Source organism: Sphingomonas flavalba (assembly GCF_047553045.1).
Lineage (GTDB): Bacteria > Pseudomonadota > Alphaproteobacteria > Sphingomonadales > Sphingomonadaceae > Sphingomonas_L > Sphingomonas_L flavalba_A.
Window position 1 is genome coordinate 2456956 of the sequence record NZ_CP180208.1, and the last position, 14060, is coordinate 2471015.

The 14060-nt window shown below is 69.0% G+C and carries 17 protein-coding genes; 8 read left to right on the top strand and 9 right to left on the bottom strand.

The features are described 5' to 3' along the window. Positions 1 to 13 precede the first annotated feature (13 nt). The gene (locus ACMT1E_RS11745; RefSeq protein WP_414900429.1) at positions 14 to 469 is read left to right on the top strand and encodes a universal stress protein; all 456 of its coding nucleotides are present in this window, start codon (positions 14 to 16) and stop codon (positions 467 to 469) included. Between the two features lie 32 nt (positions 470 to 501). Here ACMT1E_RS11745 and ACMT1E_RS11750 read toward each other — a convergent pair whose 3' ends face one another. The 5 genes from ACMT1E_RS11750 to ACMT1E_RS11770 all read right to left on the bottom strand — a co-directional run bounded on the left by ACMT1E_RS11750 (position 502) and on the right by ACMT1E_RS11770 (position 3548). Next, complete coding sequence (locus ACMT1E_RS11750; protein ID WP_414900431.1) at positions 502 to 1002, bottom strand: GAF domain-containing protein; 501 nt, start codon at positions 1000 to 1002, stop codon at positions 502 to 504. A gap of 11 nt (positions 1003 to 1013) precedes the next feature. Then, entirely contained in the window at positions 1014 to 1421 is a 408-nt protein-coding gene (gene arfB, locus ACMT1E_RS11755; protein ID WP_414900433.1) for an alternative ribosome rescue aminoacyl-tRNA hydrolase ArfB, read from the bottom strand. Continuing rightward, positions 1414 to 2061, bottom strand: coding sequence for an RluA family pseudouridine synthase (locus ACMT1E_RS11760; protein ID WP_414903410.1), 648 nt, complete (start codon positions 2059 to 2061; stop codon positions 1414 to 1416). The genes arfB and ACMT1E_RS11760 overlap by 8 nt, the downstream gene beginning before the upstream one ends. Positions 2062 to 2141: 80 nt before the next feature. Next, positions 2142 to 2741 (bottom strand): NAD(P)H:quinone oxidoreductase, encoded by a 600-nt coding sequence (gene wrbA, locus ACMT1E_RS11765; RefSeq protein ID WP_414900435.1) that lies wholly within the window; start codon positions 2739 to 2741, stop codon positions 2142 to 2144. 87 nt (positions 2742 to 2828) lie between these two features. Then, positions 2829 to 3548 (bottom strand): pirin family protein, encoded by a 720-nt coding sequence (locus ACMT1E_RS11770; RefSeq protein ID WP_414900437.1) that lies wholly within the window; start codon positions 3546 to 3548, stop codon positions 2829 to 2831. A 104-nt stretch (positions 3549 to 3652) separates the two neighbouring features. Here ACMT1E_RS11770 and ACMT1E_RS11775 point away from each other — a divergent pair, with 104 nt between their 5' ends. After that, positions 3653 to 4555: a LysR family transcriptional regulator gene (locus ACMT1E_RS11775; protein WP_414900440.1), complete on the top strand. Its 903-nt coding sequence runs from the start codon at positions 3653 to 3655 to the stop codon at positions 4553 to 4555. 50 nt (positions 4556 to 4605) lie between these two features. Here the strand turns inward: ACMT1E_RS11775 and ACMT1E_RS11780 are convergent, their stop codons facing one another. Beyond that, entirely contained in the window at positions 4606 to 5049 is a 444-nt protein-coding gene (locus ACMT1E_RS11780) for a hypothetical protein (protein WP_414900442.1), read from the bottom strand. A 265-nt stretch (positions 5050 to 5314) separates the two neighbouring features. On the opposite strand from ACMT1E_RS11780, the gene ctrA reads away from it, so the two are divergent. Further along, complete coding sequence (ctrA, locus tag ACMT1E_RS11785) at positions 5315 to 6022, top strand: response regulator transcription factor CtrA (protein WP_414900444.1); 708 nt, start codon at positions 5315 to 5317, stop codon at positions 6020 to 6022. 182 nt (positions 6023 to 6204) lie between these two features. Here ctrA and phaR read toward each other — a convergent pair whose 3' ends face one another. Beyond that, positions 6205 to 6762 carry a polyhydroxyalkanoate synthesis repressor PhaR gene (gene phaR / locus ACMT1E_RS11790; protein WP_414900446.1) on the bottom strand — a complete coding sequence of 186 codons (558 nt, stop codon included), beginning with the start codon at positions 6760 to 6762 and terminating at the stop codon, positions 6205 to 6207. Here phaR and ACMT1E_RS11795 point away from each other — a divergent pair. After that, on the top strand, positions 6761 to 7846 hold the full coding sequence (locus ACMT1E_RS11795; RefSeq protein ID WP_414900448.1) for an alpha/beta hydrolase: 1086 nt from the start codon (positions 6761 to 6763) through the stop codon (positions 7844 to 7846). The two genes, phaR and ACMT1E_RS11795, sit on opposite strands and share 2 nt — an antisense overlap. Positions 7847 to 7885: 39 nt before the next feature. Beyond that, positions 7886 to 9058, top strand: a complete 1173-nt coding sequence (locus tag ACMT1E_RS11800; protein WP_414900450.1) for an acetyl-CoA C-acetyltransferase — start codon at positions 7886 to 7888, stop codon at positions 9056 to 9058. A 40-nt stretch (positions 9059 to 9098) separates the two neighbouring features. Here ACMT1E_RS11800 and panC read toward each other — a convergent pair whose 3' ends face one another. Further along, on the bottom strand, positions 9099 to 9944 hold the full coding sequence (gene panC, locus ACMT1E_RS11805) for a pantoate--beta-alanine ligase (RefSeq protein ID WP_414900452.1): 846 nt from the start codon (positions 9942 to 9944) through the stop codon (positions 9099 to 9101). A gap of 86 nt (positions 9945 to 10030) precedes the next feature. Here panC and ACMT1E_RS11810 point away from each other — a divergent pair, with 86 nt between their 5' ends. Genes ACMT1E_RS11810 through pgmG form a run of 3 tightly spaced genes read left to right on the top strand, consistent with a single transcriptional unit; the run spans position 10031 to position 12501 of the window. After that, positions 10031 to 10819 carry a division plane positioning ATPase MipZ gene (locus tag ACMT1E_RS11810; RefSeq protein ID WP_136163288.1) on the top strand — a complete coding sequence of 263 codons (789 nt, stop codon included), beginning with the start codon at positions 10031 to 10033 and terminating at the stop codon, positions 10817 to 10819. Further along, positions 10819 to 11094: a J domain-containing protein gene (locus ACMT1E_RS11815; protein ID WP_414900454.1), complete on the top strand. Its 276-nt coding sequence runs from the start codon at positions 10819 to 10821 to the stop codon at positions 11092 to 11094. Before ACMT1E_RS11810 ends, ACMT1E_RS11815 begins: the two co-directional genes overlap by 1 nt. A gap of 18 nt (positions 11095 to 11112) precedes the next feature. Further along, a complete protein-coding gene (gene pgmG, locus ACMT1E_RS11820; RefSeq protein ID WP_414900456.1) occupies positions 11113 to 12501 on the top strand; it encodes a phosphoglucomutase/phosphomannomutase PgmG in 1389 nt (462 codons plus the stop codon). Between the two features lie 16 nt (positions 12502 to 12517). Here pgmG and ACMT1E_RS11825 read toward each other — a convergent pair whose 3' ends face one another. Beyond that, positions 12518 to 14026: a hypothetical protein gene (locus ACMT1E_RS11825; protein WP_414900458.1), complete on the bottom strand. Its 1509-nt coding sequence runs from the start codon at positions 14024 to 14026 to the stop codon at positions 12518 to 12520. Between the last annotated feature and the right edge of the window lie 34 nt (positions 14027 to 14060).

Genomic DNA, 14060 nt, shown 5'->3' on the forward strand with positions numbered 1-14060 from the left:
ACGACGAAAACGCATGCGCACCTATCTGGTGGTGATCGACGAAACGACCGAGTCGGAAAGCGCGCTGCGTTTCGCCGCCCGCCGCGCGGCCAAAACCGGCGGCGGCGTGCAGATACTGGCGCTGCTGCCCAAGCCTGAATTCGTCCAGTGGGGTGACGTGCAGGCGACGATAGAGGAAGAGGCGCGGCTGCGCGCCGAGGCGCTGGTCACCGGCGCCGCCGGCACCCTGCTCGCCGAATCCGGCATCCGCCCGTCCATCACCGTGCGGCAGGGCGACCCGATCAAGCTGGCGCGTGAGATGCTGGCCGCCAACCCCGACATCGCCGCGCTCGTCCTCGGCGCGGCGGCAACCGGCGGGCCGGGGCCGCTGGTCACCCACTTCACCGGCGTCGCGGCGGGTAGCCTGCCCTGCCCGGTGATGATCATCCCCGGCTCGCTCGACAGCGACGCGATCGACCGCCTCAGCTAGCCCCTACCGCCCGCTCCACGCGCTTGCGCGGCTCAGGCCGTCCCGTTCCGGGCCAGCCGCGGCGCGAGCAGCGCGACCAGCGCCTCGCAACCGGCGGCGTCTTCCGCGTCGAACCGGCCGGGCGTCGGTGCGTCGATGTCGAGCACGCCGATCAGCCGCCCGGCATGGACGATCGGCACGACCAGTTCGCTCGCCGATGCCGAATCACAGGCGATATGGCCGGGAAAGGCGTTGACGTCCGCGACAAGCTGGGTCGCGCGGGCGGCGGCGGCGGTGCCGCACACGCCCTGACCCATCGGGATGCGGATGCAGGCGACCTTGCCCTGAAACGGCCCGAGCACCAGCGCGTCACCAACAAGGCGGTAGAACCCGGCCCAGTTGATGCCGGGCAGATATTCCCACAGCAGCGCGGCGGCGTTGGCCATGTTGGCGACCGCGTCCGGCTCGTCGGCGGTCAGCGCGTCAAGCGCCCCGGCGATCTCGCGATACAGCGCCGCTTTGGGCGCCGCGCTGTCGATGTCGAAATGATGCATAACCCGTCCTGTCAGTCGAGGGTGATCCGCCCGCGCCCCTTTTTCACCGCGGCACGGATCGCCTTGCCTTCCAGCCGCTTTTCCCGCGCCGACTTGCCCGGCCGGGTCTTGACCCGCCGCACCGGGGCGACATGCGCCTTTTCGACCAGTGCCGCCAGCCGCGCCCGCGCCTCGGCCCGATTCGCTTCCTGGGTACGGTGGACGCGGGCGGTGACGACGATCGCGCCGTCCTGGGTCCAGCGGCTACCGGCCAGCACCTTCAGTCGCGCGAACACCGCCGGGTGCAGGCGCAACGCATAGACGTCGAGGCGCAGTTGCGCCGCCGTCGCCACCTTGTTGACATTCTGCCCGCCGGGGCCGGACGCGGTGATGAACCGCTCCTCGATCGCGTCTTCCGGCAGGACAAATGCTTCAGGCATCGAACCCGGCCAGACGGAACCGTTCGGGCAATGGCGCACTTGCCTCGACCGGTGGCTTCGGGTCGCGCGGCAGGCGGATATGACTGGCATGGAGCAGCATCGCGCTACCGCCCTTGCCGTAAACCGGGTCGCCGACGATCGGCATGCCAAGGCCCGATGCCGCATGAACGCGCAGCTGGTGGGTCCGCCCGGTTTCCGGAACGAAGCGGATCAGCGCCCGTCCGCCCCGTTCCGCCAGCCGGGTCCAACGGGTGACGGCGGCCTTGCCCTTCTTGGCAGGGATCATCCGCCAGCCGGCCTCGCGGCTGCTGATCTTCGACAGCGCCAGATCGATGACGCCGCTCTCCGCCTCCGGCACGCCTTCGACCACGGCCAGATAATGTTTCTCGACCAGCCCGGCCTCGAACGTCTGGGCAAAGCGTTTGTGCGCCTTGGCGTTGCGGGCAAGCAGCAAACAACCGCTGGTGTCGCGGTCGAGCCGGTGGACGGCAACCGGCCACCGGTGAAAGCCAAAGGTCAGCCCGGCCAGGTGATTCTCCAGGCTGAGCGATCCGTCGCGCGGTCGGTCGACCGGCAGGCCGGCAGGCTTGTCGATGACGATCGCCTCGCCGTCGATGAACAGGACATGGTCGCTTAGCATTGCCGGCATATGGCCCCGCCGGCGACAAAGCGAAAGCCCCGCCCGGCCGGATTGTCCGGCCGGGCGGGAATGACCGTGGGTCAGGCGGTCAGCTTGGCCGCCGTATTCGCCACCCGCTTGCCCAGATAACGGGCACCGGCCAGTTCATCCGGGTGCGGCTGGCGGCTGCCGTCGCCACCGGCGATCGTCGTCGCGCCATACGGGGCGCCGCCGATCACATGGTCATGGCCCATCTGCTGCGGGAAGCCGTAGTCGAGGCCGACGATGGTCATGCCGAAATGCAGCAGGTTGGTGATGATCGAGAACAGCGTCGTTTCCTGCCCGCCATGCTGGGTGGCGCTGGCGGTGAAGGCGGCGCCGACCTTGCCGTGCAGCACGCCCGACTGCCACAGTCCGCCGGCCTGATCGAGAAACGCCGCCATCTGCGACGAAATGCGGCCGAAACGGGTGCCGGTGCCGACGACGATCGCGTCGTAATCGGCAAGGTCGGCGATCTTGGCGACCGGCGCCGCCTGATCCAGCTTGAAATGGGCGCCGCGCGCGATCTCCTCCGGCACGGTTTCCGGCACCCGCCTGATGTCGACGGTGGCGCCTGCCGCCCGCGCGCCTTCGGCAACCGCCTCCGCCATCGCCTCGATATGCCCGTAGGCGGAATAATAGAGCACCAACACCTTCGCCATCACCTGAACTCCTGCTTGAAAGAATAGAAAAGGGGTGGCCCCGCGCGCCGGGAAAAGGGGGGAGGCGCGCGGGGCCGGGGGCAACATTTATTCGGCGTCGACCAGCACCAGTTCGCTGTCGGCGTCGGCGGTGATCGTCACCGTCTGGCCGCCGCCGATCGCGGCGCCGTCGCGCGCCGCCAGCCTTTCGCCGTTGACGCTGACGCCGCCGGTCGCCGGGACGAGATAGGCATGCCGTCCCTCGCCCACCGCATAGTCCAGCGTCTCGCCCGCCTTCAGCGTCGCGCCCATTACCCGCGCATCGGCGCGGATCGGCAGCGCACCGCCATCGGCGATGTCATCGGCGATGTCATCGGCAAAGCCGCTGGCCAGCGTCACGAACTGCCCGGCACGGTCGCCCCTGGGGAACGGCTTGGCGCCCCAGCTCGGCGCGCCGCCCAGCCGCTTCGGCTCGATCCAGATCTGGAAGATCGTCGTCGTCTCCGCCTCCAGATTATACTCGGCATGGCGCACGCCGGTGCCGGCGCTCATCACCTGCACGTCGCCGGCGGCGGTGCGGCCTTCATTGCCCATGCTGTCCTTGTGGGTGATCGCGCCGGACCGGACATAGGTGATGATCTCCATGTCGCGGTGCGGGTGGGCGGGAAAGCCGCTGTTCGGGGCGATCTCGTCGTCGTTCCACACGCGGATCTTGCCCCAGCCCATCCGGGCCGGGTCGTAATAATCCGCGAAGGAAAAATGATGCCGGGCGTTCAGCCAGCCATGGTCGGCATGGCCGAGGCTGTCGAAGCTGCGTTTCTCGATCATCGTCGGTCTCCTTGGCGGGGCTGCGATCCCCGCTTGCTTGCGATCAAGATAGGCCGCATTATCGCAACGAAAATAGAAACATTGGAAACGGATCGTTTCTGATTATGCGCCTTCCCGATCTCGAAGCCTGGGCGATCTTCGCCACCGTCGTCGAACAGCGCAGCTTCACCGCCGCCGCCCAGACGCTCGGCCTGTCCAAAGCCACAGTGTCGAAAGCGGTCACCCGGCTCGAAACCGCGCTCGGCGCCCAGCTGTTCCACCGAACCTCGCGCATGCTGACGCTGACGGAGGCGGGACGCACCCTCGCCCCGCGCGCGCAGGCGATGCTGGGCGAAGCGCAGGCGGCGGAGGAAGCGGCGCGCGACGATGCATCGGCGCCCGGCGGCCGCGTCACCCTCGCCGCGCCGATGACCTTCGGCCTGCAACGGGTGGCGCCGGCGCTGGCGACCTTCCTCTGCCGCTACCCGGCGATCACCGTCGACCTGAAGCTCAGCGACGCAAAGGTCGATCTGGTCGCGGAAGGGATCGACATCGCCCTGCGCATCGCCAGCCTGCCGGACAGTTCGCTGCGCGCCCGCCGGGTCGGCAGCGTCGCCGCCCATATCGTCGCCGCCCCCGCCTATCTCGCCCGGCGCGGCCACCCGCGCCACCCGGCCGAACTGGGCGAACATGCCTGCCTCGGCTATTCTCTGTTGCCGACGCCGGGCCTGTGGCGGTTCACCGGGCCGGGCGGGGCGGAAGTGGCGGTCAGGCCCACCGGCCCGCTGGTCGCCAACAGCGGCGACGCCCTGCTCCCCGCGTTGCGCGCCGGGCTGGGCATCGCGGTGCTGCCCGAATTCATCGTCGGCGCCGACATCGCCAGCGGCGCGCTGGAACCGATCCTGACCGACTGGCGTTTTCCGCCGGTCGCGCTGCACCTGATAACCCCGCCCGGCATATTGCGCCCGGCGCGGGTTACCGTGCTGATCGACCATCTGATGACGGCGCTTGCCGACTGCCCGCGCTGATCGACTGCTTATCTGCCGTCGCCCACGCTCAGCCGGTGCAGCGTCCGCGGCTATTCCGGGTCAGGAACTGCGGCTGCTTCCCCGGACGGGTCGCCCGATGACGCGGCGGCTTGTTCGCCGCCGCCGGATTTGCGCCCGCGCACCCGATCCTTGACGCCAACCACAATCCCGATGACGCCGATCACGGACATGACAATGCAGCCCAGCGACAGAAGGTCCGCCACGGGCGAGCCGGGGCGCGTCATCATCGATATCGCGATAAAGGCGGCCTGCGCCACCAGCACAATCGCGATGCCCCGTGACAATGGATTCCGTCGCATCCAGCGCGGCCGCTCTGGGCGCGGTCCATGCGAAACAGAGCCGGCCGGCGCCCAGGACTGCGGGCGGGCGTGACTGGCCTCATAAGCGCTTTGCCCGGCGGACGCCGCCGCCGAAGTGGCGGGTCCGGCCAGCGGGCCCAAGGTGGCGTGCCGATTATATTCGTCGAGTGACATGAATTCCCTCCCCATCAAGTCGCGCCATCCGCCGCGATTATCTGCATCCGCATCTCCCTAACGCACAATTTATCATTGCTAATTTCTGGAAAGGCAAGCCGGCGCGGTTCACACCATAAATAGGTGAAATGCGGGTCTGGCCAGAAATTCCGGCCGTTGTTCTTAACGCCATATTAAGGTTTGTCGTTCACATCCCGAATGGTTAATGTTTTATCCGCGGGCAGTGGGGCGGGATCGCCGTCGCGCCGTAACGGGGGACGACCTGATGCGAGTGTTGCTGATCGAAGACGAGCCGACGACCGCCAAGGCGATCGAGCTCATGCTGACGACCGAGGGCCTCAACGTCTATACGACCGACCTGGGCGAGGAGGGCCTCGACCTCGGCAAACTGTATGACTACGACATCATCCTGCTGGACCTGAACCTGCCGGACATGCACGGCTATGACGTGCTGAAAAAGCTGCGGACCGCCAAGGTGCAGACACCGGTGCTGATCCTGTCCGGCGTCAGCGAGATGGATTCTAAGGTTCGCTCCTTCGGCTTCGGTGCCGACGATTACGTCACCAAGCCGTTCCACCGCGACGAACTGGTTGCGCGCATCCACGCCGTCGTCCGCCGTTCCAAGGGCCATAGCCAGTCGGTCATCCGCACCGGCAAGCTGGCGGTCAATCTCGACGCCAAGACCGTCGAGGTCGACGGCAGCCGCGTCCACCTGACCGGCAAGGAATATGCGATGCTGGAGCTGCTGTCGCTCCGTAAGGGCACGACGCTGACCAAGGAGATGTTCCTCAATCATCTCTACGGCGGCATGGACGAGCCGGAACTGAAGATCATCGACGTGTTCATCTGCAAGCTGCGCAAGAAGCTCAGCCTCGCGTGCAGCGGCGACAACTACATCGAAACGGTCTGGGGCCGCGGCTATGTCCTGCGCGATCCGGACGAAGAGATTCTCGCCGAAAAGGCGGTTGCCTGATCCCACCCGCTGTTGCGGGCGCAAACGGCCGGCGGGGCGACCCGCCGGCCGTTTCGCGTTGCGGGCACGCCCCCACCGTCCCTGCAAGCAATCCATGAGACCGCGCAAGGTCCCGGATAGCCCGGTGAGAAAACCCGCCAGCGGTTAACGCCCCTCGCCGTTGGCGAGAGGGTGGCGGACTGTCAGAGTTTTTCGACCTTCGCCTGCAACGCGGCAAGCTGCGCCTTCAGCGCGGCGATCTCGTCGTCCTGCGCGCCCGGCTGCTCGGCCGGGGCGGCGCGGCCGGGCTTGGCGCCGGTCTTGAACGCGTCGGCGGCCGCCTCGAACATTTCCATGTTGCGCCGCGCGATCTCGGCGAACGGGCCGCCGGCGAAGGCGCCCTTCATCGCATCCTGGAACTGCGCCTGGTTGCGGCGAAACGCCTCCATCGACGCTTCCAGATATTGCGGCACCATCGCCTGCATCGAATCGCCGTACATCGCGATCAGCTGGCGCAGGAAATTGACCGGCAGCATCGTCTCGCCACGCGCTTCCTCGTCCATGATGATCTGGGTCAGGACGCTATGGGTGATGTCCTCGTCGGTCTTCGCGTCGACGACCTTGAACTCGCGGCCCTCGCGGGTCATCGCCGCCAGATGCTCCAGCGTGATATAGCTCGACGTCTCGGTGTTGTAGAGCCGGCGGTTGGCGTATTTCTTGACAATGACGACGCCCGAATCGCCCGAACGAGTTTTGGCCATGACGCTGCCCCGTAATGGTGAAGCGACCCGCCTAGCATCAATCGATACCGCGTCGCAACATGGCCCACGCCCGTTGCCGCTGTTCCTTGCCTTGCTGCGCGCCGAAACCGCAGCATCGCCGGAACGGCGGGCGGCGGCGCTGGCCGGGCTTGCCGCCTATCAGCAGGCGCCCCGCCCCACCCCGCCTACGCCGCCGCCGGTCGTCGCCTCGGCCGGGCGCGCGCGCCTGCTCGGCTTTGGCGGCAATGGGCCGCCGCTGCTGCTCGTCCCGTCGCTGATCAACCCGCCGGCCATTCTCGCGCTGGGCGAACAGCATGGCTTCGCCGGCTGGCTGGCAACGCAGGGCTTCCGCCCGTTGCTGCTCGACTGGGGCAGTCCAGCGCCGGGCGAGGCGGCACTGTCGGTCGCCGGTCACGTCGAAACCCTGCTGCTGCCGCTGATCGATGCGCTCGGCGAACCGCCGCTCGTCGCCGGCTACTGCCTCGGCGGGACGATGGCGCTGGCCGCGGCAATGCTGCGGCCGCTGCGTGCGCTGGCGCTGATCGCCGCACCGTTCCGCTTCACCGGCTTCGGCGACGCTGCGCGCGCTGACATCGCCGCGCTGTGGGCGCGGGCGGAACCGCCGGCAAAGGCGATGGGGCTGGTGCCGATGGAGGTGCTGCAAACCGGCTTCTGGCGGCTCGATCCCGGCCGGACGATCGGCAAGTATGAGGCGTTCGGCCGGCTCGACCCGGCCAGTGCCGCAGCGCGGAATTTCATCGCGGTCGAGGATTGGGCCAATGCCGGCGCGCCGCTGACCTACGCTGCCGGGCACGAACTTATGACGGATTTCGTCGCCGCCGACCGGCCGGGCAGCGGCGGCTGGGCGGTCGGCGGCCGCGTCGTCGATCCGGCGGCGCTCGCCTGCCCGGCGATCGAGGTTATCTCGACCAGCGACAGGATCGTGCCGGCGGCGTCGGCGGTGGGCCTGCCCGAACGGATCAGCCTCGGTGCCGGCCATGTCGGCATGGTCGTCGGCGGCCGTGCGCGCCAGCAGCTATGGCAGCCGCTGGCCGCATGGCTTTCGCGTGCCGCCTCCGCCTGATATTGCAAGTGCGAAGAAATTCCTGAGGAGTCGTCACCCATGTCCGATATCGTCATCACCGCCGCCAAGCGCACGCCGGTCGGCAGCTTCCTCGGCGCGTTCGCCGCGACCCCGGCGCACGAACTCGGCCGTGTCGCGATCGAAGCGGCGCTCGCCCAGGCCGGAATCGGCGGCGAGGACGTGTCGGAAGTGATCCTCGGCCAGGTGCTGACCGCGGCGCAGGGCCAGAACCCGGCGCGGCAGGCGGCGATGGCCGCCGGCGTGCCAAAGGAAGTGCCGGCCTGGGGCGTCAATCAGGTCTGCGGCTCCGGCCTGCGCGCCATCGCGCTGGCGGCACAGGCGGTGGCGACCGGCGATTCGCTGATCGTCGTCGCCGGCGGGCAGGAAAGCATGTCGCTGTCGACCCACGCCCAGCAGTTGCGCGGCGGCACCAAGATGGGCTCGGTCGAACTGGTCGACACGATGATCAAGGACGGCCTGACCGACGTGTTCAACGGCTATCACATGGGCATCACCGCCGAAAATCTGGCGGAGAAGTACCAGATCAGCCGCGAGATGCAGGACGTGTTCGCCGTCCGCTCGCAGAACCTCGCCTCCGCCGCCCGCGCCAGCGGCCGGTTCCGGGACGAAATCGCGCCGGTGACGCTCAAGACCCGCAAGGGCGAGACAGTGGTCGCCGACGACGAATATATCCGCGACGGCGTGACGGTGGACGGCATTGCCGGCCTGCGCCCGGCGTTCAAGAAGGACGGGACCGTCACCGCCGCCAACGCCAGCGGCCTGAACGACGGCGCGGCGGCGCTGGTCGTCACCACCGCCGGGGAAGCGGCGCGGCGCGGCACGCCCGTGCTCGCCCGCATCGCCAGCTGGGCCTCGGCCGGCGTCGACCCGGCGATCATGGGCATCGGCCCGGTGCCGGCGTCTCGCCGCGCGCTGGAAAAGGCCGGCTGGAGCGTCGGCGACCTCGACCTGATCGAGGCGAACGAGGCGTTCGCCGCGCAGGCGCTGTCGGTCGGCAAGGACATGGGCTGGGACCCGGACAAGGTGAACGTCAATGGCGGCGCGATCGCCATCGGCCACCCGATCGGCGCCAGCGGCGCCCGCGTCCTCATCACCCTGCTCTACGAGATGCAGAAGCGCGATGCGAAGAAGGGGCTGGCGACATTGTGCATCGGCGGCGGCATGGGCATCGCCCTCTGCGTCGAACGCTGATCCGTCGCTGATCCGCCCGCCCCTTCACCGGGGCGGGCAATCAGCCGCGCGGCGCGACCGGCAGGTTGTCGATCAGCCTCGTTCCGTCGATCCGCGCCGCGACCAGCAGCCGCGCCGGCCGGTCCGGCGCCGGGTCGGCGGTCAGCGTCTCGGCATCGCGCAGGTCGAGATAATCGATCGCCTCGAACCCGGCCCGCTCTATCGCGGCGCGGGCATGGGCGATCGCCTCGGCCGGGTCGCCGCCCTTCTCGATGGTCATCGCCGCCTCGCCCAGCGCGCGCGGCAGGGCGCGGGCCTTCACGCGGTTTTCCTCGGTCAGATAGGCGTTGCGCGATGACAGGGCGACGCCGTCGGCATCGCGCTGGGTCACCACGCCGATCACCTTGATCCCGGTGTCGAGGTCGGCCGCCATCCGGCGGATCACCGCCAGCTGCTGGTAATCCTTCTCGCCGAACAGCGCGATGTCGGGCCGCACCTGGTTGAACAGCTTGGTGACGACGGTGGCGACGCCGTCGAAATGGCCGGGCCGGGCGGCGCCGTCCATCGCCTCGGTCACGCCAGAAACCGACACGGTGGTCGCAAATCCGGCCGGGTACACCGTCGCCGCTTCCGGCATCCACAGCAGCGACACGCCGGCCTCGCGCAACATGTTGGAATCGGCGGTCGGACGGCGCGGATAGGTCGCCAGGTCCTCGCCCGGCCCGAACTGCGTCGGGTTGACGAAGATCGAGACGACGACGTGGCGGGCATGCACCTTCGCCTCGGCGATCAGCGCCATATGCCCGGCATGCAGCGCGCCCATCGTCGGCACCAACGCCACCGTCCCCTCGGCACGCAAGGCGGCGATCGCCTTGCGAAGGGGCGCAAGCTGACGGATCGTTTGCACGGCGACGAGGGCTCCGATAAGGCGGGGGAAGCGCCCTTTAACGGGGCGCGGGGCACAGTATCAAGCAAAAGGCGCTGGCAACGGACATGGCTTCGGCGGGCAGGCACATCATCGTCTTCGCCAACGAGAAGGGCGGGACCGGCAAATCGACGACGGCGGTGCACGTCGCGGTCGGCCTCGCCGCGCGTGGCGCGCGGGTCGCCGCGCTCGACCTCGACCACCGGCAACGCACCCTCGGCCGCTATCTCGACAACCGGGCGGAAACGATGAAGCGGCGGGGCATCGCCCTGCCCCAGCCGGTCTATGCCACCTGCGACGCGACCGATCCCGACGGGTTCGAGGCGGCACTGGCGGCGGTGGCGGACGGCGCCGATTTCGTGGTGATCGACACGCCCGGCCGCGACGATCCGGTCGCCCGCCACGCCGCCACCCGCGCCAACACGCTGGTCACGCCGATGAACGACAGCTTCGTCGATTTCGACCTGATCGGTCAGGTCGATCCGGAAAGCTTCAAGGTCAGCCGGCCCAGCTTCTATTCCGAACTGATCTGGGACGCGCGCAAGGCCCGCGCCAAGGCGGACGGCGCGACAATCGACTGGGTGGTGCTGCGCAACCGCCTCCAGCATATCGAGGCGCGCAACATGCGCCGGGTCGGCGATGCGCTCGGCCAGTTGTCGAAACGGGTCGGCTTCCGCCTGATCCCCGGCCTTGGCGAACGCGTCATCTACCGCGAACTGTTCCCCAGCGGGCTGACCCTGCTCGACATCGCCGCATTGAAGGATGTCGGGATGAGCCACGTCGCCGCCCGGCAGGAACTGCGCGAACTGGTCGCCGGCCTGCAGCTCCCCGAAACGGCGAGGGCGGCCGCGGCCTGATGCTGAAACTGATCGCGATCGCGATCTTCGCGGCGCTGCTGTGGGCGTGGCTGCGCACCCCGGCGCGCCGCGCGCCGATGCCGCTGGCCGAGGCGCGCTCGCTGCTCGGCCTCGATGAAGGCGCCGATGCGGACGCGATCCGCGCCGCCCACCGCCGGATCATCGCCCGCGTCCACCCCGATGCCGGCGGCAGCGCCGAACTGGCGCGGCGGACCAATATCGCCCGCGATCTGTTATTGGCGGAGGCGGCACGCCGCCGCCAGCCCCTGTCCTGAACGCCCGAGGGAGTTTCCATGTCGCATATTTTCCACCCGACCTCGCTGCGCGAATATGACATCCGCGGAATCGTCGGCCAGACGCTCGGCACGGCGGACGCGCTGGCGATCGGGCGCGGCTTCGCCACCCTGCTGCGCCGCGCCGGCGGCACCCGCGTCGCCGTCGGCTATGACGGCCGCGCCTCATCGCCGGTGCTCGAAAAGGCGCTGGTCGACGGGCTGACGCAAAGCGGCGTCGACGTCGTCCGCGTCGGGCTGGGGCCGACACCGATGCTCTATTACGCCGAAGCGGTGCTGGAGGTCGACGGCGGCATCATGATCACCGGCAGCCACAACCCGGCCGACTATAACGGCTTCAAGATGGTGTTCCAGCACCGGCCCTTCTTCGGGGAAGACATCCAGATCCTCGGCCGCATGGCGGCGGAGGGCGATTGGGACGATGCCGAGACGCGCGGCACGGTCGGCGAATTCGCGATCCTCGACCAGTATGTCGAACGGCTGACCGCCGGCTATGCCGGCGGCGCCTACCGCATCGGCTGGGACGCGGGCAATGGCGCCGCCGGCCCGGCGCTGGAGAAGCTGGTCAAGCTGCTTCCCGGCGAACACCACACGCTCTACACCGATGTCGACGCCGCCTTCCCCAACCACCACCCCGACCCGACCGAGGAAAAGAACCTCGCCGACCTGAAGAAGCTGGTCGCCGACAACGGGCTGGATTTCGGCATCGCCTTCGACGGCGACGGCGACCGCATCGGCGCGGTCGACGGCAAGGGCCGGGTGGTGTGGGGCGACCAGCTTCTCGCCATCCTCGCCGAGCCGGTGCTGCGCGCGGAACCGGGTGCGACGGTCATCGGCGACGTCAAGGCCAGCCAGGCGCTCTACGACCGCATCGCCGAACTCGGCGGCACGCCGCTGATGTGGAAGACCGGCCACAGCCTGATCAAGTCGAAGATGAAGGAAGAAAACGCGCCGATCGCCGGCGAGATGAGCGGCCACATCTTCTTCGCGCAGGACTATTACGGCTTCGACGACGCGCTCTACGCGGCGGTGCGGCTGATCGGCGCGGTCCGCCAGTCCGGCAAGTCGCTGACCGAGTTGAAGGACGCGATCCCGCCGCTGGTCAACACGCCGGAAATGCGCTTCCAGGTCGACGAAAGCCGCAAGTTCGCGGTCGTCGACGAAGTGCTCGACCGGCTGGAGGCGGACGGCGTCGCCGTCAACCGCACCGACGGCGCCCGCGTCAACACACCGGACGGCTGGTGGCTGCTCCGCGCCTCCAACACCCAGGACGTCCTCGTCGCCCGCGCCGAGGCGAAGGACCAGGCCGGCCTCGACCGCCTGCTCGCCCAGATCGACGACCAGCTCGCCAAATCGGGCCTGAAGCGCGGCGAGCAAGCGGGCCACTAACCGCGCGGACCGGGCGCTATTCCGCCCGCTCGAACACGCGAAATCCGGCCACCACCCCGGCCGGGCGGTAGCGGGCGAACAGCGCCGGGTAACCGGGCTGCGCGGCAAGGAAGCGCAGATAGTCGAACGCTGTTTCGCCGAACCCCGGCTTATTCGGCCGCTCGTCGACCAGAATCAGCACCGGCGGGCGGTCGTTCAGCCGGTGAAGCACCGTCGCCAACTGGCGCAGCCCTGCCGCGCGCGCCTGATCGGCGCGGCGCCCGGCCGCCTGTTCCCCGGCGCGCACCAGCGCCGGCAATTGCTGCATGCAACAGGCATCCGCGTCCCAGCCCACGCCAGCCAGCAGCAACGCCGGGTGGATATCACGGGGTGACGTCGTGAAAGCGAAGACAGTGCCGCCGCGCGCCTTTTCCGCGAACAGCGCCGCCAGGGCATCAACATGGGTCACCATGCCGTTGGCGGTCCGCGCCAGGGTCGGATAGGCTGTCGCCGCCCCAAAGCCGGCGATCAACGCCAGGCCGAGCGCGGCCATCGGCACCGGTCCGCCGCGTGGCCGGAACAGCGCGACACAGCCGACCACGCCAAACCCCAGCGCCGGCAGGAAGTGATAATACCAGCCCTTGTGCTGCAGCAGCGCCGCCGCACCGGCGGCCATAAATGCGACAATCATCGCCTGCGCCGCCAACGGCATCGGCCGCCCCCGATGCGCCCGGATCAGCACCGCCAGCGCGCAGCCCATCGGCAGCAGCGTCGACAGCGCGCCGCGCCACAGCCGCGCCGCGGATTCGTCATACGCCCAGTAACCGGCAACGGCTTCGGGCACGACACTGCCCAGATAGGCCGGCGCCCAGAGCATAACGGCCGCGCCATACAGGCAGCCGACGCCGCCCAGAACCAGCGTTTCAACCCGCAGGCATGCCAACAGCTTCCGGTTGCGCAGCGAGACCCACACCGCCAGCGCGGCGGGGATGATCAGAAAATACGGCTTCAGACAAAACCCTATCGCCGCGAACAGGCCGACGGCAAGGCTCAGGCCCGGCGGGATCGGCCGCGCGCGGCTGGCGGCCGCCGCCGCCATGCAATACGGCACGGCGGTGATCAGCAGCAGATGCTCGCGCTGGCCGTAATCGTAGCCGGGGGCGAATAGCATCACCGCGGCGGCGGCCAGCACCACCCCGCGTCCGCCCGCCCCGTCGCCGCCATGGCGCAACGTCACTTCGGTCAGACGCACGCTCGCCAGCGTCAGTGCGGCAACGCACGCGACGAAGACCGGGTATCGGGGCCAGCCGCCGCCATCGGCCAACGCGACGGGCACCGTCAGCAGCCACCATGCCAGCGGCGGATTGACGTCGACGATGTCGCGCCCGAACCGCCCGCCGTCCAGCAGGCGCCCGGCGCTGGTCAGTATCCACGCGACGTCGTGGTTGGGCACGCCGGACAACTGGATGGCGATGGCGATTACGGTCAGCGCAAGCAGCATCGGCCAGGACGACAGGCGCGCCCGCGCCCATCGACCGTCCCTCATCCTGTCTGGAAACGATGTCGCCACGCCTGGCATC

Coding starts and splice junctions, on each gene's coding strand:
- phaR (WP_414900446.1), bottom strand. CDS start 6,762: ATGGCCAAAACTCGTTCGGGCGATTCGGGCGTCGTCATTGTCAAGAAA.
- ctrA (WP_414900444.1), top strand. CDS start 5,315: ATGCGAGTGTTGCTGATCGAAGACGAGCCGACGACCGCCAAGGCGATC.
- ACMT1E_RS11795 (WP_414900448.1), top strand. CDS start 6,761: ATGACGCTGCCCCGTAATGGTGAAGCGACCCGCCTAGCATCAATCGAT.
- ACMT1E_RS11750 (WP_414900431.1), bottom strand. CDS start 1,002: ATGCATCATTTCGACATCGACAGCGCGGCGCCCAAAGCGGCGCTGTAT.
- wrbA (WP_414900435.1), bottom strand. CDS start 2,741: ATGGCGAAGGTGTTGGTGCTCTATTATTCCGCCTACGGGCATATCGAG.
- ACMT1E_RS11760 (WP_414903410.1), bottom strand. CDS start 2,061: ATGCTAAGCGACCATGTCCTGTTCATCGACGGCGAGGCGATCGTCATC.
- ACMT1E_RS11770 (WP_414900437.1), bottom strand. CDS start 3,548: ATGATCGAGAAACGCAGCTTCGACAGCCTCGGCCATGCCGACCATGGC.
- ACMT1E_RS11775 (WP_414900440.1), top strand. CDS start 3,653: ATGCGCCTTCCCGATCTCGAAGCCTGGGCGATCTTCGCCACCGTCGTC.
- ACMT1E_RS11745 (WP_414900429.1), top strand. CDS start 14: ATGCGCACCTATCTGGTGGTGATCGACGAAACGACCGAGTCGGAAAGC.
- ACMT1E_RS11780 (WP_414900442.1), bottom strand. CDS start 5,049: ATGTCACTCGACGAATATAATCGGCACGCCACCTTGGGCCCGCTGGCC.
- ACMT1E_RS11815 (WP_414900454.1), top strand. CDS start 10,819: ATGCTGAAACTGATCGCGATCGCGATCTTCGCGGCGCTGCTGTGGGCG.
- ACMT1E_RS11810 (WP_136163288.1), top strand. CDS start 10,031: ATGGCTTCGGCGGGCAGGCACATCATCGTCTTCGCCAACGAGAAGGGC.
- ACMT1E_RS11825 (WP_414900458.1), bottom strand. CDS start 14,026: ATGAGGGACGGTCGATGGGCGCGGGCGCGCCTGTCGTCCTGGCCGATG.
- ACMT1E_RS11800 (WP_414900450.1), top strand. CDS start 7,886: ATGTCCGATATCGTCATCACCGCCGCCAAGCGCACGCCGGTCGGCAGC.
- arfB (WP_414900433.1), bottom strand. CDS start 1,421: ATGCCTGAAGCATTTGTCCTGCCGGAAGACGCGATCGAGGAGCGGTTC.
- pgmG (WP_414900456.1), top strand. CDS start 11,113: ATGTCGCATATTTTCCACCCGACCTCGCTGCGCGAATATGACATCCGC.